This window comes from Paenibacillus sp. J31P190 (assembly GCF_059692075.1).
Genome location: NZ_JCAUAS010000012.1, coordinates 174,134 through 195,188 on the forward strand (window position 1 = coordinate 174,134; position 21,055 = coordinate 195,188).

At 45.2% G+C, this 21,055-nt stretch carries 16 protein-coding genes; all 16 read left to right on the top strand.

What is annotated here, in order from left to right:
• Nucleotides 1-50 precede the first annotated feature (50 nt).
• The 16 genes from AC58U0_RS21380 to AC58U0_RS21455 all read left to right on the top strand — a co-directional run bounded on the left by AC58U0_RS21380 (nucleotide 51) and on the right by AC58U0_RS21455 (nucleotide 20,918).
• Nucleotides 51-1,007, top strand: a complete 957-nt coding sequence (locus AC58U0_RS21380; protein WP_497380995.1) for an ABC transporter permease — start codon at nucleotides 51-53, stop codon at nucleotides 1,005-1,007.
• Between the two features lie 28 nt (nucleotides 1,008-1,035).
• Nucleotides 1,036-1,905, top strand: coding sequence for a carbohydrate ABC transporter permease (locus tag AC58U0_RS21385; RefSeq protein WP_497380996.1), 870 nt, complete (start codon nucleotides 1,036-1,038; stop codon nucleotides 1,903-1,905).
• A gap of 123 nt (nucleotides 1,906-2,028) precedes the next feature.
• Nucleotides 2,029-3,600, top strand: a complete 1,572-nt coding sequence (locus AC58U0_RS21390) for an extracellular solute-binding protein (protein ID WP_497380998.1) — start codon at nucleotides 2,029-2,031, stop codon at nucleotides 3,598-3,600.
• 689 nt (nucleotides 3,601-4,289) lie between these two features.
• The gene (locus tag AC58U0_RS21395; RefSeq protein WP_497380999.1) at nucleotides 4,290-5,864 is read left to right on the top strand and encodes an extracellular solute-binding protein; all 1,575 of its coding nucleotides are present in this window, start codon (nucleotides 4,290-4,292) and stop codon (nucleotides 5,862-5,864) included.
• Between the two features lie 167 nt (nucleotides 5,865-6,031).
• A complete protein-coding gene (locus tag AC58U0_RS21400) occupies nucleotides 6,032-7,054 on the top strand; it encodes a glycoside hydrolase family protein (RefSeq protein WP_497381000.1) in 1,023 nt (340 codons plus the stop codon).
• Nucleotides 7,055-7,069: 15 nt separating this feature from the next.
• Nucleotides 7,070-8,032, top strand: coding sequence for a Gfo/Idh/MocA family protein (locus AC58U0_RS21405; RefSeq protein ID WP_497381001.1), 963 nt, complete (start codon nucleotides 7,070-7,072; stop codon nucleotides 8,030-8,032).
• 24 nt (nucleotides 8,033-8,056) lie between these two features.
• On the top strand, nucleotides 8,057-10,177 hold the full coding sequence (locus AC58U0_RS21410; RefSeq protein ID WP_497381003.1) for a TIM-barrel domain-containing protein: 2,121 nt from the start codon (nucleotides 8,057-8,059) through the stop codon (nucleotides 10,175-10,177).
• A gap of 79 nt (nucleotides 10,178-10,256) precedes the next feature.
• Nucleotides 10,257-11,276: a response regulator transcription factor gene (locus AC58U0_RS21415; protein ID WP_497381004.1), complete on the top strand. Its 1,020-nt coding sequence runs from the start codon at nucleotides 10,257-10,259 to the stop codon at nucleotides 11,274-11,276.
• Nucleotides 11,273-13,108, top strand: coding sequence for a cache domain-containing sensor histidine kinase (locus AC58U0_RS21420; RefSeq protein ID WP_497381005.1), 1,836 nt, complete (start codon nucleotides 11,273-11,275; stop codon nucleotides 13,106-13,108). Before AC58U0_RS21415 ends, AC58U0_RS21420 begins: the two co-directional genes overlap by 4 nt.
• A gap of 11 nt (nucleotides 13,109-13,119) precedes the next feature.
• On the top strand, nucleotides 13,120-15,408 hold the full coding sequence (locus AC58U0_RS21425) for a glycoside hydrolase family 95 protein (protein ID WP_497381007.1): 2,289 nt from the start codon (nucleotides 13,120-13,122) through the stop codon (nucleotides 15,406-15,408).
• A gap of 198 nt (nucleotides 15,409-15,606) precedes the next feature.
• Nucleotides 15,607-17,502, top strand: a complete 1,896-nt coding sequence (locus tag AC58U0_RS21430) for a PrkA family serine protein kinase (RefSeq protein WP_057307127.1) — start codon at nucleotides 15,607-15,609, stop codon at nucleotides 17,500-17,502.
• A 152-nt stretch (nucleotides 17,503-17,654) separates the two neighbouring features.
• Nucleotides 17,655-17,876 (top strand): hypothetical protein, encoded by a 222-nt coding sequence (locus tag AC58U0_RS21435; RefSeq protein ID WP_497381008.1) that lies wholly within the window; start codon nucleotides 17,655-17,657, stop codon nucleotides 17,874-17,876.
• Nucleotides 17,848-18,165 (top strand): hypothetical protein, encoded by a 318-nt coding sequence (locus AC58U0_RS21440; protein WP_497381010.1) that lies wholly within the window; start codon nucleotides 17,848-17,850, stop codon nucleotides 18,163-18,165. Before AC58U0_RS21435 ends, AC58U0_RS21440 begins: the two co-directional genes overlap by 29 nt.
• Nucleotides 18,166-18,292: 127 nt before the next feature.
• Complete coding sequence (locus AC58U0_RS21445) at nucleotides 18,293-18,592, top strand: hypothetical protein (protein WP_497381011.1); 300 nt, start codon at nucleotides 18,293-18,295, stop codon at nucleotides 18,590-18,592.
• A gap of 343 nt (nucleotides 18,593-18,935) precedes the next feature.
• Nucleotides 18,936-20,066, top strand: coding sequence for a glycosyltransferase (locus AC58U0_RS21450; RefSeq protein ID WP_497381012.1), 1,131 nt, complete (start codon nucleotides 18,936-18,938; stop codon nucleotides 20,064-20,066).
• 234 nt (nucleotides 20,067-20,300) lie between these two features.
• Complete coding sequence (locus tag AC58U0_RS21455) at nucleotides 20,301-20,918, top strand: TniQ family protein (protein WP_497381014.1); 618 nt, start codon at nucleotides 20,301-20,303, stop codon at nucleotides 20,916-20,918.
• The last annotated feature ends 137 nt before the right edge of the window (nucleotides 20,919-21,055 follow it).

Here is a 21,055-nt window from a genome sequence, read left to right on the forward strand (position 1 = left end):
GTAAGATGAAGAAGACAAATTGAAGCAGCATACAAGAAGGGGAGGAAACCATGGCCAGTAAAATACAGCCATCCGATCGAACGGTTTACGAATTCTCATCGCAGAGTCAGAAATGGGCTTTTGTGCGAAAACATTGGCCGATTTACGTGATCTCATTACCGGGAATTATTTATTTCTTACTTTTTAAATATATCCCGTTATTTGGCTCCGTCATCGCGTTTCAAAACTACAACATTTTCAAAGGTATTAAAGGAAGTAAATGGGTTGGTTTGGAACATTTCCAACGAATGTTCGAGTATACGGATTTCCTTCAAATTTTGAAAAATACGATATTAATCGGTATTTACGATATGTGCTTCGCTTTTCCAGTTCCGATCATTCTAGCCCTTCTCATCAATGAAGTGCGAGTGATGATGTATAAGCGGATTGTTCAAACCGTAGTCTATATGCCGCATTTCCTGTCATGGGTTATCGTAGGCGGAGTTGTCGTAGGGGTATTATCGCCATCCACGGGAATCGTCAATCATTTGCTATCCTTATTTAATATCGAACCTATTTATTTCTTAGGCGAAAATACCTATATTCGGACCATTCTAATCAGCTCCGGGGTGTGGAAGGATAGCGGATGGGGAACCATCATCTATTTGGCTGCGATTGCTGGTATCAATCCCGATCTGTATGAAGCTTCACAAATCGATGGAGCCAGCCGGATTCGTCAAGTGTTCTCCATCACGATTCCGAGTATTTTGCCAACAATTGTCATTTTATTCCTGCTGCATATCGGTAATTTTCTCGATTTCGGTTTCGAACGCGTCTTTGTATTTCTTAACCCGCTTAACAATGAGAATGGGGAGATTATTGATACGTTTGTGTACCGAGCAGGGCTTGTTGATCGTCAATACAGCTACACGACCGCGATTGGTTTGTTTAAGTCGGTTGTGGGTCTTATGTTAATCATGATAAGTAATACGTTTAGTAAAAAGTTGACCGGAGAAGGTTTGTACTGATACGGAAGGAGATAGGAGGTGAATCGCTATGATTATGACAAGAGGCCATAAAATTTTTAATATATTCAACATCATTTTGCTAGGTATGATTGGATTGAGCATGGTGCTTCCCCTTATTCACATTATTGCGCAGTCATTAAGCAATAACACGGCCATTAATGCGGGGAAGGTATCACTGTGGCCAGTTGGCTTCACACTGGGAAGCTATAAACTTATTTTACAGGACCCGACGATATGGATTGGGTTTCGGAATAGTGTCATAATTACGGTTTTTGGCACCTTAATCAACCTGTTTATGACAACAACGCTAGCTTATCCTTTATCTAGACCTGAATATTTGTTCCGTAAATCGATTCTGGTGATGGTGCTGTTTACCCTTATTTTCAGCGCACCGTTAATTCCGAATTATTTGTTAGTGAAACAGTTAGGGCTTCTTAATACACTTTGGGCTTTAATGCTTCCAATGGCGATAAGCGCGTTTAATTTATTCGTTATGCGATCATTTTTCCTAAACTTACCGACGGAGCTGCTGGATTCGGCAAGAATTGACGGGTGCGGCGAGTTTCGGATATTGTGGAATATTGTACTGCCTCTATCGAAACCTGCAATGGCTACAATGGGCATCATGTACGCAGTGGGTCATTGGAACCGTTATGCAGAGGCTGTGTTTTATATCGATCATCGCAATTGGATTCCGCTGCAAGTGCGGCTAAGAGAAATTGTATTTACAGATCAAATGGGGCAATCGGACGTTTCTTCGGAATTAATGCTATTACTATCACCTGAAGGGATTAAGATGGCAGTCATTGTCGTGGCTACAATCCCCATCCTTTGTGTATATCCGTTCCTGCAGAAGCACTTTATCCAAGGGATGATGGTAGGTTCAGTGAAATCCTAATGATTTCGCAAATCACAAAAAACAACAGTATATCGTAAAAATTCACCAATCTTCTAATTTCAGTATCCTGTGTATGCTTTGAATGGAAAGTCCATTCATAACTTTTGGAAAGAAGGGGTTCTTTTGAAAAAAGTTACAAGTGTCGCGCTCGTCGCTATATGGTCTCTCGGTACTTTAGCAGGCTGTTCAACGGGAAAAACCGATCAGGGGCAAGCAACGCCGTCATCAGTCACAACAGCGGCAAAAAAGGCACCGACCAAGTTTTCTATTTCATATCCGACCACGACTAACACTGGATACCACACACGTGTTGACATCAACAATGACAAATGGGTGAAGAAGTTAGAAGAGCTGACGAATACAGATCTTACGCTGAGAGTAACGGAAGTAAGCAAGATGGGCGTTTTGTTCGCTAGCAATGACATTCCAGATGTGGTAGGCAGCTTGGGCACAGCGACAGATAAAGCGATGTCAGGTTCCGTAGAAGCAGGAATGTTCTTACCACTGGATGACTTGCTGAAACAGAATGCCCCCAATTTAATGAAAACAGTACCAAAGGAAGCGTGGGACGCCGTATCTTATAATGGGAAGATTTATGGTATCCCCAACTGGTTAGAGAATCCTTCTAGACGTGCTACGTTTATTCGTACCGATCTACTTGAAAAGGCAGGATTACAGCCACCTAAAACAATCGATGAATTCCTGAATGTACTCCGAAAGTTTAAGGCAATGGGTGTTAAATATCCATATGGTGCTCGTGAGAATTTGAAATATGCCGACACCGTTCTGGGTGCATTTGATGTGCTGCCTTATAAAGAACAATTCGAGTTTGTAAACGGTCAAGTTGTGCCGAAGTTTTTTGACGTGGAAAATATGACCAAAGCGCTTAACGTGATCAAGACCATGTTTGATGAAGGTTTGATGGCCAAAGAGTTCGCGACAACAACTTCGACCGATTGGTTAAAAAATATCCGCAACGGCGATGTTGGTATCTGGTCCTCCAACTTAGTCAGCTTGAATGATTTCCGGACGAACATTCCGAATGCGGTGAAAGACGCCAAGATTGATGTTATCGCTTCACCGAAGGGACCGGATGGCAAAGGCGGATATCTGATGTATCAGCCAGTCATTGGCGCACATTACATCAACAAAAACGTGAAGCCTGAAACGGCCGCAGAAATCGTTAAATATTTCGACTGGATGACGTCAGAGGAAGCATTCAAGTTCTTTACTTTCGGTATTGAAGGCGATACGTATACGATCGTTGACGGTAAAGTGAAGTATAAGGAACCGACCAACAAAGAAGAACAAGAGGAACAGGATCACCGTGGTACGCTGCACTCCTCCCATGAAAGTACGGTTAACCGTCTGAAAATGCAAACGGATCCTAACGGACCTTATATTTTGAATGCATTTGACAATATTTTAGCAAAAGAAGGCTTATCGGGTATTGGTTTTTCTCCTAATTTGGAGGCCGATGCCAAGTACCCGGATGCCGCTTCACCAGGTTCGGATGCTGGGCCAAAAATTATTATGGATCATATGATTAAAATGATTTACGGCAAGGAACCGATTTCCGACTGGCCAAAAGTCATTGAAGAGTATAAAACCAAAGGCGGCAACGAGATCATTAAAGAAGCGACGGACCGTTATAACAATAAAAAAGGCGTGCTTTTTTTGGGTAAGAGACCGTAATAGCAGTCGATAAAAACTGTCCCGTGAGCGGGCAGTTTTTTGTTTTTTTAGGAGCACTCAACCGTCTATTTCGTGTCGCTTCTCCACCATAGCCGCTCCTTCGCCAAGTAGCCAAACAATAAGTGTTCACCCACAATGAACATATTCTTGACTATCTACCTGCCCTCGCATTCAGCTGTTTACTATTCGCTCCGATAATGGAGCACAACTCAAGTCCTATCACCGATAAGCCGAATCAATAGTCTTCTATCTGTATCCCAAACTCAGCCCGCACCTGGCGTCACCAGTTTACCGGAACGTAGATACCTTATTTTACTCAAAACGACGTATTTTACGTTTTCGCGGAACGAGGAGCCTCTATTTCCCGCTTTCGAGGTGTAAAACCCGGTAAAACGCCAAAATAGCGCCTCCACGTTCCGCGTACCGTCCCCGTATCAGTATAATCAACGAAATAGCGGATCCTCGTTCCTCGCGATCATCAGATTTGCAGCTTATATGTCCGAAATCACTTATCTATGGATTTGACCACCTGTTTATCTGTATTTCGTGTTCAGAATCGTCTTAGTTTAATCGTATAAAACGACATAGCGTCTTAAAATTATACATACAGGAAACGCCAACTTTTCGATATGATACATACAGAGTCGTGAAACCGCTTGCACTTTGAAATGGAAAGAAGGGGTGTTTATATGAAAAAAACAATCAGTCTTACCCTGGCTGTCATGATGACAGCTTCTGCATTAACTGCATGTTCTTCGGATGGAAAGGTAGCGGGAAATGCTTCACCACAGCCTTCGGGCAACGTGAAGAAAGCACCGGTCAAATTCTCCCTGCTCTATCCAACGACTGTCAGTACGGGATACCATACCCGAGTACCTGATTTGAACAAGGATAAATGGATATTGAAGCTTGAGGAGTTAACGAATACGGATTTGGACGTGAAGGTTGTGGAGGATGCTAAATTCGGCGTTATGTTCGCAAGTAACGATATTCCCGACGTTGTCGGCAGTATTGGTGGTCCTGGCAGTAAGTCGATGTCCGGTTCTGTAGAGAACGGTGTTTTCATGCCGCTGGACGAGCTTTTGAAGCAGAATGGGCCGAATTTGTTAAAAGTGGTGCCCAAAGCAGCTTGGGATAGTGTTTCGTATGAAGGGAAGATTTATGGTGTTCCTGAATTTTTGAGCAATCCATCTCGTCGTTCCACGTACATTCGTACGGATTTACTGGAGAAGGCTGGGCTTCAAGCTCCTAAAACCGTAGACGAATTTCTGAATGTGCTGCGGGCCTTTAAGAAGATGGGCGTAGAGAATCCATATCAAATGAGGGAAAACTTCAAGTATGCGGACGTTATCCTAGGAGCTTTCGATGTTTTGCCTTACAAGGATCAATTTGAATTGGTAAATGGTCAAGTAGTCCCGAAATTTTTCGATGTAGAAAATGTTCAGAAGGCACTCACCACGTACAAAACGATGTATGACGAAGGATTGATTCCTAAGGAATTTGCAACCATCACTTCTACCGATTTTACGAAAAGCATTGAGTCGGGCAAAGCGGGAATCTGGTCGCAAAATGCTTCAGGATTGCCAGGTTACCGTACGAAGGCCCAACAAGCTGTTCCTGGAGCGAAAATTGATATTATTCCTTCACCTAAAGGTCCGGAAGGTAAAGGCGGATATTTCTATTATGCACCTGTCATTCGTTCCTTCTTCATTAATAAAAATGTGAAGCAAGAAACAGCTGCGGGAATTATTAAAATGTTTGATTGGATGGTTACTCCGGAAGCTGAAACTTTCTTTACCTTCGGAATTGAAGGCGATACCTACACCAAGGACAGCAGCGGCAAAATTACTTATAAATTCCCGACGACGAAGGAAGAAACAGATGAAGAAGGGTTCCGCAGCGGAACGATGTGGGCGGTGCATGACTCCACTTACAATAAACCAAGACTGCTGCTGAACGAAGATGGAAAAGCGACCCTGAAAGCATTCGATGAGGTTCTATCGAAGGAAGGATTGGCTGGTATCGGATTCTATCCTGATTTGAGCAGCTTCGCTAAATTTCCGGATCTTGCCGCTCCTCAGCCTGACGTAGGTCCGAAAATCATTATCGATCACATGATCAAAATGATTTACGGCAAAGAACCAATCACCGATTGGCCGAAGGTGATCGAAGAGTATAAAGCCAAAGGCGGCAATGAAATTATTAAAGAAGCGACTGAGCGTTGGAACAAGAAGCAAGGCGCGATAAAGATCGATACGAAATAAACGGTTTTTCAAAAGAGGCATCCCTCACGCAGAAGTATTCTGCGGAGGGATGTTTTTCATGTATTAATTCGTAAAAAAACACATGTTATCTTAAGTTTGTCCGTTCTACTTGGGCGAATAATCTCCTATAATGAAGGCAACAAATCAATCGAGAGGTGAGTGTCTGAATGGAAAGTATCGCAGAACGTATGCTGCCCGCGCCTCGCGGAGGCGGTTTTCGGATGGAAGGTTATTGGGTGTGGTGCGGTTCGGTTATTCGGGGAGAAGATGAACGCTATCATATGTTTGCTTCTCGTTGGCCCAAATCGCTGCCTATGCATCCTGGTTGGCTGGTTGCTTCAGAAATCGTGCGGGCGGTTTCGGATACCCCGGAGGGTCCATATACGTTTCAAGAGGTCGTCTTACCTGCTAGAGGAGCCCAATATTGGGACGGGCGCAGCACGCATAATCCACATATCACCAAATTCGGAGATAAGTATCTTCTCTACTATATGGGTTCAACTCATCCGCTGCCTGATGTGGTCGCCGGTGATGGATTCGGGTTGGAGGACCCGCGATGCATCGTTGCACGTTCCAATAAGCGAGTGGGTCTTGCTATGGCGAACAGTGTTTTCGGGCCTTGGGAAAGAAGCGAGAAGCCGATACTCCCCGTGCGGCCAAACCGGTTCGATAGCTACTTGACCTCCAATCCAGCTCCTTGCTTACAGGAAGACGGTTCCGTACTGCTTGTCTACAAAGCCCGTCAATATGAAGGTAATCTTCATGGGAAAATGACGATCGGGGCAGCTGCAGCAGACAGCTACCAAGGACCCTATCGCGTATTAACAGAGGAGCCCATTTTTCCTCCGGATCAATTTCATATTGAGGATCCATTCATTTGGAAGACGCAGGAAGGGTATGAGCTGTTAGCCAAGGATATGGAGGGGACGCTTTGCGGGGAAAGACATGGAGGCATTCATGCTATCTCTCCAGACGGGTTGAAATGGCAATTGTCAGAGACGCCAAAGGCCTATTCTCGTACGGTTCTTTGGGATGATGGAACGGAGCAGACGATGGGCAATCTTGAACGGCCTTTTCTGTTATTTCATGACGGAAAACCGACGCACCTGTTCGCTGCCGCAGCCGACGGTCCCGGGGGATTTCGTAACGCAGAGAACACTTGGAATATGGTTATTCCATTGAAGCCTTAGGGAGGTAGTTTACATATGAAAGCTATACTGGTTGGTTTGGGATCTGCTGGTTTCAGTTGGTATAAACGACTAAGAGATCAAGGATTATTAGCAGCCGTTGTTGAGGTTGATAGGGCCATGAAAGAGAAGATGCAGGAGGATCCGTTTCCTTTCTACACCTCATTAGAAGAAGCTTTGCAAAACGAGCAGGCGAATTTTCTTGTCAATGTGACTTCCCCGATGATGCACACAGCTGTGAATCATGCGGCGTTTGACCGTAAGCTGGCTGTTTTGTGTGAAAAACCGATTTCTTTTGATTATGAGGAATCCATTGAGGTCGTAGCTCGCGCTGCTCGGGAACACATCCCTTTTATGATCGCAGAAAATTACCGCAGGATGCCTTATATTCGTAAAATGAAACAGCTAATAGACGAGGGTGCCATTGGCAGACTTTCCTCGCTGGATATACAGTTCTACAGATACCACCACGTGCAGCGGAGATATACCGTTAGTATCCTGGATGATATTGGCGTACATCACTTGGATATGATCCGTTATTTAACCGGAAGAGAAGGGAAATCGGTCCAGGCCAAGCTCTACAATCCAATTGGCGCGTGGGAAGAGGAAGGGGCGATTATTAATGCCTATGCCTTCCTTGAAATGGACAATGGTATCACTGCAGCCTACAATGCATCCATCGCTGCAAGAGGGACAGAGACACCATGGAGCGGCAATTGGCGAATTGAAGGAACCAAAGGCGCTATGGAAGTGGTAGATAAGGAAATTCGCCTAATTCGGGACGGAGAGGTCTTACTCGTTGATGATATTAGCGGGGTGGATGAAACGGATACACTGGCTGAGTTTTTGGCGTCACTTCAGGAGGGACGCGAAGCGGAAACAAGCGGCAGGGACTATTTGAAAACCCAAGCGCTTGTTCATTACGCGAAGCTGGCAAGTGAATCCGGTCAAACGAAGGCCATTGAGGTTCCAACTCTATAGATGAATGGGAATGGGGAAACTAGCATGCAAATAACGAATTGGCAGCAATCGGCGCCAGGCGTATGGCGCCTTACGATCGGAGAACCGCAAGGAATTACACCGCTCTCCTTGATGGGCGTTTCGCCGAAAGCCGAGGCTATGCAGCAAATGCCGCAAGTACAGCCGCCTTTTGCTTGGGAAAGTATTCAGCTCGAGGAAGCAAGTGGCTGTCTTATTCTGTCTATTCCGCTTGATCGTACAGAAAAGCTTTATGGTACAGGCCTGCAATTATTAAGAATGAATCAACGGGGAAGAAACCGTTATTTGCGTGTGAACAGCGATCCCAAGCAGGATACGGGCGAGACGCATGCCCCTGTACCTTTTTACGTAAGCGATCTCGGGTATGGTGTTTTGGTGGATACTTCACGGATCGTTACGCTGTACTGCGGGTCAACCATGAGGCAGGAGGAAACTCAAAGCGAGGATATTCGTGATCGCAACACCGATAAGGGATGGAAGGCAACACTAGTCGCATCGCGGGTAGAGATCCGGATTCCTGTCGAAGGTGCAGACGTGTATGTATTTGGCGGTCCAACCCTTTCGGATGTGGTTGCTAGATATAATTTATTTTGCGGTGGCGGCCTACTTCCTCCGAAGTGGGGACTTGGCTTCTGGCACCGTGTACCGACGCTGTATACGGATCAGCAAGTGCTTGAAGAAGCGGAGCAGTTCCGCCTGCATGATATTCCCTGTGATGTGATCGGGCTCGAACCCGGTTGGCACAGTCAAAGCTACCCAGTCAGTTACGAATGGGAGAAAAGCCGATTCCCCGAGCCCGAAAAATTCGTGAAAGCTTTGGACCAAAGCGGCTTTCGGGTGAACCTGTGGGAGCATCCCTTCGTGTCGCCAAAGAGTGCGCTGTACGAGGAACTGAAGCCGCTTTCGGGGAGTCATTCGGTATGGGGCGGGCTTGCGCCGGATTATTCGCTGCCAGCAGCTGTGGAGCTTTATAAGAAGCAGCATGAAGAGCAGCATGTCAATATCGGAGTATCCGGTTATAAGCTGGATGAATGTGACGGCAGTGACTTGACCAACAATTCTTGGATGTTTCCAGGTCATGCTCAGTTTCCATCCGGTCTGGATGGGGAGCAGATGAGACAAATGTACGGGTTGATGTTCCAAAAAATGACGGCTGATCTGTTCCGCAGCAAAAATCGGAGAACGTACGGACTTGTTAGAGCTTCGAACGCTGCAGCCTCAACGATGCCTTATGTCCTCTATTCGGATCTCTATGATCATAAACAATTTATTCGTGGTCTATGCAACTCCTCCTTCAGCGGGCTGCTGTGGACACCGGAGGTTCGCAGAGCCCGAAATGCCGAGGATTGGGTACGGCGGATGCAAACGGTATGTTTCTCGCCACTTGCGATGCTGAATGCATGGGGAGATGGAACGAAGCCTTGGTCTTTCCCTGAAGTGGAAGGAACTGTCCGCCATTATATTAAGCTGCGGATGAGATTGCTGCCTTATTTGTATACGGCTTTCGCCACTTACCGAGAGCAGGGGATTCCTCCTTTCCGCGCAATGCCATTCGTTATGTCCGCATCAGAAATCGCAGAAGCCGAGGCGATGTATGCCGAAGCAGCTGAGCAAACCTTGAATACGACAGATGCTGCTTACGGCAAGAAAAAAGTAAGAGAGTGGGATGACCAATACATGTTCGGCGATGCATTGTTAGTAGCTCCACTGGTTGAAGGAGAGTCTGAGCGGGAGGTCCTACTACCGTCCGGAATCTGGTATGGATTGGAGACAGGGGAACGTTATACCGGTGGATGCATCATTCGCGTTCAAGCAGGCTTGGAGCGAATTCCGGTATTTGTTAGAAGCGGGTCCGTCATTCCGATGATGCCTGCTCTATCGCATGTCCCTCCCTTAGGCACGCGTGTTCCGCTTGAACTGGTTCATTTCGGTGATAGGATTGGTGAAGGAAATCTGTATGATGATGACGGGGAATCGTTCGATTATGAACAAGGTAAGTTCGGCTGGTGGAAGGCGGCAGTCACGCAAAATGCAGCTGGCGTCTACTCCGGTGAACTCATAGGGACGGACGGGGAACCGACATCTTTCAATTCCGTCACATGGCGTTTCGCACAAACGCGTTTGTAATTCCATCCGTTGTAGAACCTATAACCGTGAGTTATCATAATTGGATAGCGATTCTGAGAAACATGGGGGAGGTCTGGACATGCATGTACTGATTGTAGACGATGAACCTGTCATTCGCAGAGGAATGGTAAAGATGGCGGAAATGTATGTGCCTTCTTTCTCGAAAATACAGACGGCTGAGAACGGTGTGGCTGCTTTAGAGCGGATTCGCGCCTGCGAACCTGATCTTGTGTTGACGGATGTTCGCATGCCCAAAATGGACGGATTGGAGCTCTGCAGAATCATTCATGAGGAATTTCCTCAGATTAAGACCGTTGTGATATCCGGTTATAGTGACTTTGAATATGCCCAAAAAAGCATGAATTATGGTGTTCGGCACTATATGCTGAAACCGGTTACCAAATCGGATGTGCATGGCATGTTGGATCAATTGATCAAAAAGCCATCACGCAGCTATATGCCGCCTTCCCGTTATATCGAGTGGATCGATCAAATGGAACAGCAAATATGGGCCTTGCAAATGGAGGAACTAAACAGCTTAATCAGCCGGTGGCGTGAATACTGCCTATCTGCCAATTTATCGTTGGCCCAGCTGAAGGAGCTATTGGACGATTGTAATGCGCTTCTTGTCAAACGCTTTCAAGTCCGCAATTTCTCCCCTTCCTCTGTGCAAGCCCACTTGCAGGCGGATAGTGTGAAGGAAGCCCTCGAAGCGTTTGAGAAGGGTTTGGTTCAAATGGCGAAAGGACTACAAGACGTTCGAAGCGGCAGCTTCAAAGATCCAATGGAAGAGGCCAAAGGCTTTATCGACAGCCGATTGTCAGAAGACATTTCGCTGGATCAAGTGGCTGCGATGGTCGGATTGACACCTACCTATTTCAGCTCGCTTTTTAAAAAAGTAACGAATGAGACCTTTGTTCAGTACCGGATCAAAAAAAGGATGACGAAGGCGAAGGAAATGCTGGCTATCCCTTATGTCCGAATCGTGGATGTAGCCGCAGATGTCGGGTATGACGATTACCCCCATTTTACGAAAACCTTCAAAAAAATTGTTGGCGTTTCGCCTTCTGAATATCGCGCAGGGCTCGGTATCAAATGAAAATTAGAGGTTTAACGAAAAAGCTATTCGTCTATTTTCTAATTGTCATTATTCTTTCTCTTAGCAGTGTCGGTATTTTCTCTTATATGACATCTTCCGATGAATTAGCAGAAATGGTCGAGAACCAAATGAATCAAATCGTCGGAAACGCGGTTCATCATACGGATCTGTATTTGAAAGACTATGAGCGCTCCATTGTCTCTATTTTGACGAACAGGCAGGTTATGGAGTTTATTGATCTGAAGGCGAATCGGGAGGAATATGACTTTTTTACGTATCGGAAAATGATTCTCGAAACGAGCGTCGATCCGTTATTTATTCGCAATCCTAAATTAGCTTCTGTGTATTTGCTCAGCGATAAGCTGAATGCAGTCTATTACTATAATGGTGTGAATGAGCAATCCTTCAATGCGGAGGATAAACGAAAACAGCGGGAATATTTTCTCGCCAATACAACGCCTGACGGAAAATTGAGTATTTTGAACCACACCATTATTGAAGGTCAAGAGAATCAAATGCTCACGCTAGCCCGCCGTATTCGAGGCTTCACCTCGCCTGAATTGAATGGCTTGCTCGCCATTGAGATGAGATCCGCTGATTTATCTGCCCTATGGAAAGGGATTGATTTAGGTAAATACGGGTACCTGTTTATCATGGATGAAAAAGGTCGTTATATCTATCATCCAGATGGAAAAAAAGTCGGTTCAGATGTTCCAAAAGAGTTCGTGGAGAAGCTGCAAGAGGCTGGGACTTCTTCCTTCGTTGACAGCAGTGAGGGGGATCAGCGCATGTATCTAAGCCGCACATCCGATTATTCGGGTTGGCAGCTTGTTGTCTCCATGCCGCTTCATGAACTGCGTAAACCGGTGGCTAACATCCGTTCAACAACGCTTGTAGTCGGATTATTTACACTAGTCTTAGCAATCTTACTTGCTTATAGATTCGGTAGGTCGATTACCAAGCCGATTCAAGTACTCAAATCCGGGATGAGAGAGACGGAGAAAGGGAATTGGGCCACGATTCCACTCCCCTCTCACAGGGACGAAATTGTCGAACTCATGGTTCGCTATAATCTGATGGTCAAACGGCTATCTGAAGCGGTTGATCGCGTGGTTCAGGTCGAATTAAGCAATTCAGAAATTCGGATGGAACGGCAGAAGGCTGAGTTTCAATCTCTTCAACTGCAAATCAATCCTCATTTTATGTACAACACACTGGAGACGATTATCTGCTATGCCACGATTCAGGATTCAGAGGAGATATCCGAAATCGTTAAGGCACTGGCTTATATGCTGCGATACTCGGTCCAAACGAATTTGGAGGAAATAACGGTTGCGAACGAGTTGAAGCACGTTTTGTATTATCTGGTCGTGCTGAGGCATAGAATTGGCCGGGAGTTTGAGATTGATGTTGCGATTAAGCCCGAATATTTGCTTCATGTCATGGTTCGGCTGACTCTTCAGCCTCTGGTTGAAAATGTGTTCCAGCATGCCTTTCCGGAAGGATTGGAAGATTATCATTTCGTCCGAATCGACGGAGGGATAAAGGATGGAATCTTCTGGATCAGCGTAGAAGATAATGGTTCAGGAATGTCGGAGACACAACTTACGCAGCTCCAAGAGAAGTTGAGCACCAACAGACTGGCAGATGCTGAAATCGATGAAGCAGGTAAAAAAGGCGGTATTGGTGTGCTGAACGTTCATCGCCGGATTCAAATGGTTTATGGGGAGAATTATGGACTGAGGATTGAAAGTATGGCTGAGCAGGGAACTAAAATGATCATGGTGATGCCTGCATCGCCTAAACATGATGATAACCCAAATCTTGTATAGGGGGCGTAAACTTGAACAATCGCGAGAAATTGTGGTACCTTCAGCCTGCTAAGATGTGGGTAGAAGCGCTTCCGATCGGTAACGGTCGACTAGGCGGGATGATTTTCGGCCATGTGCAAGAGGAAAGAATTCAATTAAATGAAGATTCCATCTGGTACGGAGGTCCCAAGGATGGACTCAATCCCGATGGTTCTCGATACTTAGAAGAAATCCGTGAGCTGCTTTTTGCCGGAAATGTCGTGGAGGCCACGCGATTAACGCGAATGGCGCTCTTTTCTACACCTAAATATTACAACCCTTATCAGCCTTTGGGAGACCTAAGGCTTTATTTTCATGACCAGAAAGGCGAAGTCGAGGCGTATCGGCGAGAATTGGATTTGAAGCAGGCAATCGCTCGTACAACCTATAGGATCAATGGAGTGAATTACCGTCGCACGATGTATACCAGCTGCCCTGATCAAGTGATGATGATTCGATTGGAGTGCGATCAGCCAGGTAAGCTTAATTTCTCTGCGAATCTGAATCGCAGACCGTTTGAGGGGGAAACCGGCGCATTGTCGGCAGATAGTATTTGGATGGGCGGAGAATGTGGGAAGCACGGTGTTGAATATGCCTGTGTGTTGAAAGCCAAATCCCGTGATGGTCATGTGTCCGTGATCGGCGACTTCCTGTCTGTGGAGGGGGCTAGCTCTGTGACATTGATGCTTGCCGCAGCCAGCACGTTTCGAGAGCCTGATCCATTAGCAGCCTGCAAGCTTCAAATTGAAGGCGCCGATCGTTTCAACGCAGATGAGGTGGAACGCCGGCATATTCAAGATTATCAGGAATTGTATAATCGGGTGAGTTTGCGGTTGACTGTAAACGATCCGCTTGATAATCTGCCAACGGACGAGCGGTTGAAGCTTTTACAAGAGAGTCAATCGAGTGTGGATAGCGGTTTGGCGGAGCTTTACTTTCATTTCGGCCGTTACTTATTGATCGCCAGCTCCCGACCGGGATGTCTGCCCGCGAATCTTCAAGGCATTTGGAATGACAGCTTTACGCCTCCATGGGAGTCCAAATATACGATTAATATCAATACACAAATGAATTATTGGCCGGCTGAGGTTTGCGGATTATCGGAATGCCATGAGCCGCTGTTCGACCATATCGAACGGATGCAGGTCAGCGGTCGGCAAACTGCGCGCGAGCTGTATGGCTGCTCGGGCTTTGTCGCTCATCACAATACGAACTTATGGGGAGAGACACGTCCAGAAGGGTTGTTTCCGACATGTGTGATATGGCCGATGGGAGCTGCTTGGCTAAGCCTGCATGTATGGGAGCATTTTGTGTTTTCCGAAAATATAGAATTTTTGCGGCATAGAGCCTACCCGATCTTGAAGGATGCTGCGGCCTTTTTCGTTGATTATTTGGTGGAATCGCCAGATGGACAGCTAGTGACTGGACCCTCTGTGTCTCCAGAAAACGTGTATGTATTAGCGGATGGAACCAGAGGGTCATTGACCATGGGACCTTCTATGGATACGCAGATTATCCGTGAGTTGTTCGAGGCGTGTAAACAGAGCAGCCTCCTGCTGCAGGTCGATAGTGAGCTTCGTGAGCGGCTCTCCGTGCTGCTGGAGCGGCTGCCTAAGCCACAGATTGGCAAGCACGGACAGATCATGGAGTGGTTGGAGGACTATGAGGAGGATGATCCAGGTCATCGGCATATTTCACAATTGTTTGCGCTGCATCCGGGAACCCAAATCAACCCGTATCGCACGCCCGAATTAGCCAAGGCAGCCGCAGCCACACTGCAGCGCAGATTGGAAAACGGAGGAGGCCATACGGGTTGGAGCAGTGCATGGATCGTCAATATGTTTGCAAGATTGGAAGATGGCGAACAATCGTATGCGCATTTGAGTCACATGCTGAGGAAATCAACATATCCCAATCTCTTTGATGCGCATCCTCCATTTCAAATTGACGGGAATTTCGGTGCCACGGCTGGTATTGTGGAGATGCTGCTGCAATCCCATGCCGATGAGCTGAACCTACTTCCTGCACTGCCGCCTGTGTGGTCTGATGGAGAAGTGAGAGGACTGAGGGGGCGCGGCGGATACGTCGTCGACCTGAAATGGACCGATGGCAAACTATCGGAAGCGGTCATAAGCGCAGCGAAGGCTGGCTTATGCAGAGTCCGAACACGCCATGCGGTTCTGGTCCGCTGCGGGGGAGAAGATATTGCCTTGGGCGGAGATCAGTCAGTTATAGAGTTTAGAGTTGAAGCGGGCAAAACGTATGAACTATTTAGTAAATAATCATCTGCGATTCATCAGGACGAGCAGCTCATTCGCAACTGCTAATCCATAACATTAACCAAAATAGTAAAGCGAGAAATCCATTACAGTTAAAAAATTTCGGGCAAGTTATCCTCCATGAGTGCATAGGATTGTAGTACACAATTCACCATCACGAGCTGACCTAGATAAGAAAGGCAGCAGTGAAAGGAGGTACCCATGGACATATTCAAAAGAATTTCGGAGCATCGTACGGAGAAGGATTCATTGAGCTGGACCGGTACGTTCGCGGAGTACATAGAATTGCTTCGCAAAAATCCTGGACTCGCGAGAACAGCGCATTCAAGGGTCTATGATATGATTGCTTCGCAAGGAATCAATGACCAAGTCGGGCACAAATCCTACAAATTCTTCAACAAAGAGATTTTCGGCCTGGATCGAGCCATTGAGAAGCTGGTGGAAGAATATTTCCATTCCGCTGCCCGTCGATTGGATGTTCGTAAGCGGATATTACTGCTGATGGGTCCTGTAAGCGGTGGTAAATCAACCATTGTGACCATGCTTAAAAGAGGGCTGGAGCAATTTGCTAGAACTGACTTAGGGGCTGTCTATGCGATTAAAGGTTGTCCGATGCACGAGGAACCACTTCATTTGATCCCTATGGAGCTGCGTCCCGAGATCGAGCGAGAGCTGGGAGTAAAGATTGAAGGCAGTTTGTGTCCTTCCTGTCAAATGCGTTTAAAAACCGAATACAACGGCTGTATTGAAGATGTTCATGTTGAGCGTGTGTTCGTTTCAGAAGAAGCGCGTGTAGGTATCGGTACGTTCAGTCCATCGGATCCTAAATCACAGGATATTGCCGATTTGACGGGAAGCATAGACTTCTCCACCATCACGGAGTTTGGTTCCGAATCCGATCCGCGTGCCTATCGATTCGACGGGGAGCTGAATAAGGCAAACCGGGGGATCATGGAGTTTCAGGAAATGCTGAAATGCGACGAGAAATTCCTCTGGAACTTACTGTCACTCACACAAGAGGGTAACTTTAAGGCAGGACGCTTCGCCCTCATTAGCGCCGATGAGCTGATCATTGCGCACACGAATGAAACCGAATATAAATCTTTTATTGCGAACAAGAAAAATGAGGCTTTGCAATCTCGGATGATTGTTATGCCAATTCCGTATAACCTTCGGGTTTCGGATGAAGAAAAAATTTACTACAAGCTCATCGGACAGAGTGATATGTCTCACATTCATATTGCTCCGCACGCGCTCAGAGTTGCTGCGATTTTCTCCATTCTTACCCGCTTGAAGGAAACGAAGAAGCAAGGGATGGATTTAGTCAAGAAAATGCGTATGTACGATGGTGAAGTTGTGGAAGGTTACAAAGAAGCGGACCTCAAGGAAATGCAAAATGAATACCAAGAAGAGGGCATGAGCGGCATCGATCCGCGTTATGTCATTAACCGAATTTCAAGTGCATTGATTCGCCAAGATCTTCAGTGCATTAACGCGCTGGACGTTCTGCGTGCCCTGAAGGATGGTTTGGATCAGCATCCGTCGATTACGAAGGATGAGCGTGAGCGGTTCCTCAATTTCATTTCCGTGGCGCGCAAGGAATACGATGATATTGCCAAGAAAGAAGTGCAGAAAGCGTTCGTTTACTCCTTCGAAGAATCAGCCAGAACTATTTTCGATAACTATCTCGATAATATTGAGGCTTATTGTAATTGGGGGAAAATTAAGGATCCGCTTACCGGTGAGGAAATGGATCCGGATGAGCGCCTGATGCGCTCCATTGAAGAACAAATTGGCATTTCTGAAAATGCGAAGAAAGCATTCCGAGAAGAAATACTGATCCGCATTTCCTCTTATTCACGTAAAGGTCGGAAATTCGATTACAGCAGTCACGAGCGGCTGCGTGAAGCGATTGAGAAGAAGCTCTTCGCTGATTTGAAAGATATCGTGAAAATAACGACTTCCACGAAGACACCGGATGAGAAGCAGTTGAAGAAAATTAATGATGTGACCAAACAATTGATTGATGAACACGGATATTGCCCTGTATGCGCGAATGAGCTGCTGCGTTATGTAGGTAGTTTGCTGAACAGATAAAACTTCATGGTGGAAGTAAAACGGACTTGAGGCGGTGACGATCCCTCAAGTTCGTTTTTTCATTTGTAAAGGAAACTGTCTACGGTCTATCACCGAATCTATCAATCTCTCATATACTATAAGATCTAACGATAAGGGAGGTGCAAGAGATTATGATAGGTAATTCATTGAAAAAGACAGGTGCATTTCTTTTACTATTCGTGAGTTTTCTAGCTTTCGTGATGACTTGGGAGGTGGGGCTATTATCTCCTTTGGGGGGAATATGCATAGCGGGATTTAGCTTCGGCGGCGCCATTCTAATGTGGCTGGATGTCCACGAATCGAGGCAAGGTGCTGGCAAGAAAGATGCAAAACGAGCAAAAGCCGATCTCTGATCGACAAGAAGACAATTCCCCCCAGAAAAAATCCAACGAGCCCGGGAGATGGTCAGACGTCTTTGGATTCGGCAAAATGTTGGACAAACTACCACTTCATAAGCTTTCAGCTCGCATGGCCTACTGTATGTTTTTTGATTTAGTACTGCTCTTATTTGTTCTTGTTCTCCGTGCTTCGGGTACTCAAGTGAATGATTTTCCGAACGCATGGGATATTCGGTTAATTGTGTTCACGACAATTGTCGTTTTTTTCGTCGGACTCTGCGATATCTGGAAAGATCGGAAGTAATAAGATGGTTACAAAGCATAAGAAATAACCGCCCAATTTTTGGAGAAGTGGTCACCAACTAGGCAATCGCACACATACAGTATTGTAGGCTGTTAACTATACAAGAAGAATGTGAGTGATCCAGAAAATGACGAAACCAGAAGAACAAGAATTTCGTCCACCACAAGGTGGGCACGGAGGCGACGGCCATGGTGGACCGGGACATGGTGGTCATGGCCATGGCGGGCACGGTTACGGTGGACACGGCCATGGTTACCATCCGCACTATGGATATGGCGGACTGACCAATTTGCTGCCCTGGGTAGTGGCCCCATACTTATATGCGAATCAACCTTACTATCCATATCCATATCCATATCCATACCCACCGACACCATATCCTTACCCCTACTACCCGCCGTATCAACCCGGTTATCCAGGGATTTAAAACAATTAATTTGCCTGTACACTCAAACAAAGCAGAGAAACTTTCTTGTTCAGAGAGTTTCTCTTTGTTTTTCTGATTTTTACTAAAAATGGGCGTATACCGCTACGAATCTTTATCAAATCTTTATCAAATCTTTATAATCTTATAGGCATAGTGTAATTTTCATGCTACAATTCTATTTATATAGCGTTTACATTTGTTACCCTCTAATTTACTAATCCTCTCGCTCCCCTTTTCAAAACCATTTATATTCCAAGTCATTCTATTCATCATACGATGGAAAAACCATCTTGGCTTTTGCTTATGAAGACTTTACTTTTGCAAATCTAAGGGGGAAAGTGTGTTGAGCAATCAACCCGTTCGGATCTTACATCATATTAGTGATATGAATCGTGGAGAAGCGCAAAGCTTTATTATGAATGTGTATCGACACATGGATCGATCGAAGATTCAATTCGATTTCGTTGTCCACACGCATAATCCTTCTGATTATGATGAAGAAATACGAGCATTCGGTGGGAGGATATTCATCCTGCAGAAGCCTAGAGCGGGCTGGATAGGTTACATATATGAGTTAAAGTCGACGATTCAACATCACGGTCCTTTCCATGCTTTGCATAGTCATACTTATGAAGCTAATGTCTTAACTTTGTTAACATCAAGGCTGTTTGGCATTGATATTCGTATTGTACATTGTCACAGCATAAGTGATTATACATACTCTTCCTCAACGACTAAGATATCTCGTTGGCTGAAGAGGAACATGATACGGCGATTTGCGACCAGTTGGGTAAGCAGCTCGATCACGGCAAGTCAGGCGCTATTCGGGTATCACTGGTTTAAAGATAATCGCGGCAGAATGGTGCGTAACGGGATAGATGTCGGTCGATTTACAAGTAGATTACAGAAGCCCATAACGCTCCGCGAGCAATTGCATATTCCACCCGATGAGCCAATTATTGGTCATATTGGACGGTTTAGCGCAGCTAAGAATCATACCTTCCTGATTGAGATTTTTGAAGAGCTGCTCTACCGTATGCCGAATGCGAGGCTTATTCTGGTGGGGGATGGTGCATTGCGACCTCAGATTATAGCGATGATCGAGCAAAAAGGGATCCAAAACCGAGTTCATTTATTAGGACAGCGAGACGATATTTCTGAGCTCATTCAGGAATTTGATGTCATGGTCCTACCTTCATTCAAAGATGGTTTACCCATGGTTTTGATTGAAGCGCAAGCCGCAGGAGTTCCCTGCGTGGTATCCGATGTTTTACCAGAAGAAGCGAATCTGAGAGCAGGCTTTTTCGCATTCGTGTGTTTGAAGCAAGACATTGCCGTATGGGTGCAATGGTTAATGAAGGCATTGCGCAGCGATCCTGTCCCGGTTGATGAGCGAATCCGAGCGATTCGACTAGCCGGCTATGATATTAAAGAGGTAGCTTTAGAGTTAGAACATGTCTACGCTGCCCAATAGGAAATAGTGAGAGCCCTAATGTTGATGACATGGGGGTTAGTACAACGACAGAATAATCCCGCTTTAGAACCTTGATATATCAAGGTTCTTTTTCATTTGTACGTATTTTCTTGTCGTTTTTTTATGGACGTGAAAAACCCGTTATACTGCACTAACGACAAAAAAATCACCTTATTAAGGTATATAAGAAGTAGTTTTGGGAAATATTGGTTTCGATAGCAAGGTAAAGGGGATGTGCAGCAAGCAATGCGAGAGATTTGTTGGAGTAAAGAGTGGATTCAACCTTACGAATCCTTTATTTCGATTATTGAAAAAATTAAAATAGCAAACGTAATTCAAAGTAAGGATGTAATTGATTTTTTTGGAACAAGTTTTGTAAAAAACCACAAATCAGCTATTCGGTCATTAAAACTAAGAAATTTATATAATATGGCTGGTTTTGATTTTAGTCTATTTATGGAGTATACTGGCATTGATTTGAATATCCATAAAACACTTGTAAGGGAAATTTGTAATCTATTTTCAGGAGGGAATTTATACCTTTATAAACATTATTTATCGTATTGCGATGATTGTTTACAAATGAACTATCATAGCATTTTGCATCAACTTGAATTTGCAGAGATATGTCCTTTTCATTTGAAAAAATTAATTAACAGATGCCCTTCGTGTAATAATGTTATTTTATATTATTTTAGCTATAAAAGTCAGTTTCAATGTGAATGTGGTTTTATCGCAACAACTCAGTGCACATATAACATAAACCCTTGGAGCAATTGGGGCACTAATTTAGAAATTCAAGATGAATTATTTCTAAAAATGGATAATATTTTAAGTAGGAGAATTGAATAGTAAAATTCAGAAAAAGAACCTTTAAGTGAAGTGCACCCCTTAGAATAGACATTGGAAAAACCCCTGGGTTAAACCGATGAAAATTCTAGGGGGTGCATTTTTTATGCCAGCGAAAAAAGGACAAAAGTATAAGGCTT

Coding starts and splice junctions, on each gene's coding strand:
- AC58U0_RS21380 (WP_497380995.1), top strand. CDS start 51: ATGGCCAGTAAAATACAGCCATCCGATCGAACGGTTTACGAATTCTCA.
- AC58U0_RS21445 (WP_497381011.1), top strand. CDS start 18,293: ATGACGAAACCAGAAGAACAAGAATTTCGTCCACCACAAGGTGGGCAC.
- AC58U0_RS21430 (WP_057307127.1), top strand. CDS start 15,607: ATGGACATATTCAAAAGAATTTCGGAGCATCGTACGGAGAAGGATTCA.
- AC58U0_RS21395 (WP_497380999.1), top strand. CDS start 4,290: ATGAAAAAAACAATCAGTCTTACCCTGGCTGTCATGATGACAGCTTCT.
- AC58U0_RS21405 (WP_497381001.1), top strand. CDS start 7,070: ATGAAAGCTATACTGGTTGGTTTGGGATCTGCTGGTTTCAGTTGGTAT.
- AC58U0_RS21415 (WP_497381004.1), top strand. CDS start 10,257: ATGCATGTACTGATTGTAGACGATGAACCTGTCATTCGCAGAGGAATG.
- AC58U0_RS21410 (WP_497381003.1), top strand. CDS start 8,057: ATGCAAATAACGAATTGGCAGCAATCGGCGCCAGGCGTATGGCGCCTT.
- AC58U0_RS21420 (WP_497381005.1), top strand. CDS start 11,273: ATGAAAATTAGAGGTTTAACGAAAAAGCTATTCGTCTATTTTCTAATT.
- AC58U0_RS21435 (WP_497381008.1), top strand. CDS start 17,655: ATGATAGGTAATTCATTGAAAAAGACAGGTGCATTTCTTTTACTATTC.
- AC58U0_RS21400 (WP_497381000.1), top strand. CDS start 6,032: ATGGAAAGTATCGCAGAACGTATGCTGCCCGCGCCTCGCGGAGGCGGT.
- AC58U0_RS21385 (WP_497380996.1), top strand. CDS start 1,036: ATGATTATGACAAGAGGCCATAAAATTTTTAATATATTCAACATCATT.
- AC58U0_RS21440 (WP_497381010.1), top strand. CDS start 17,848: ATGCAAAACGAGCAAAAGCCGATCTCTGATCGACAAGAAGACAATTCC.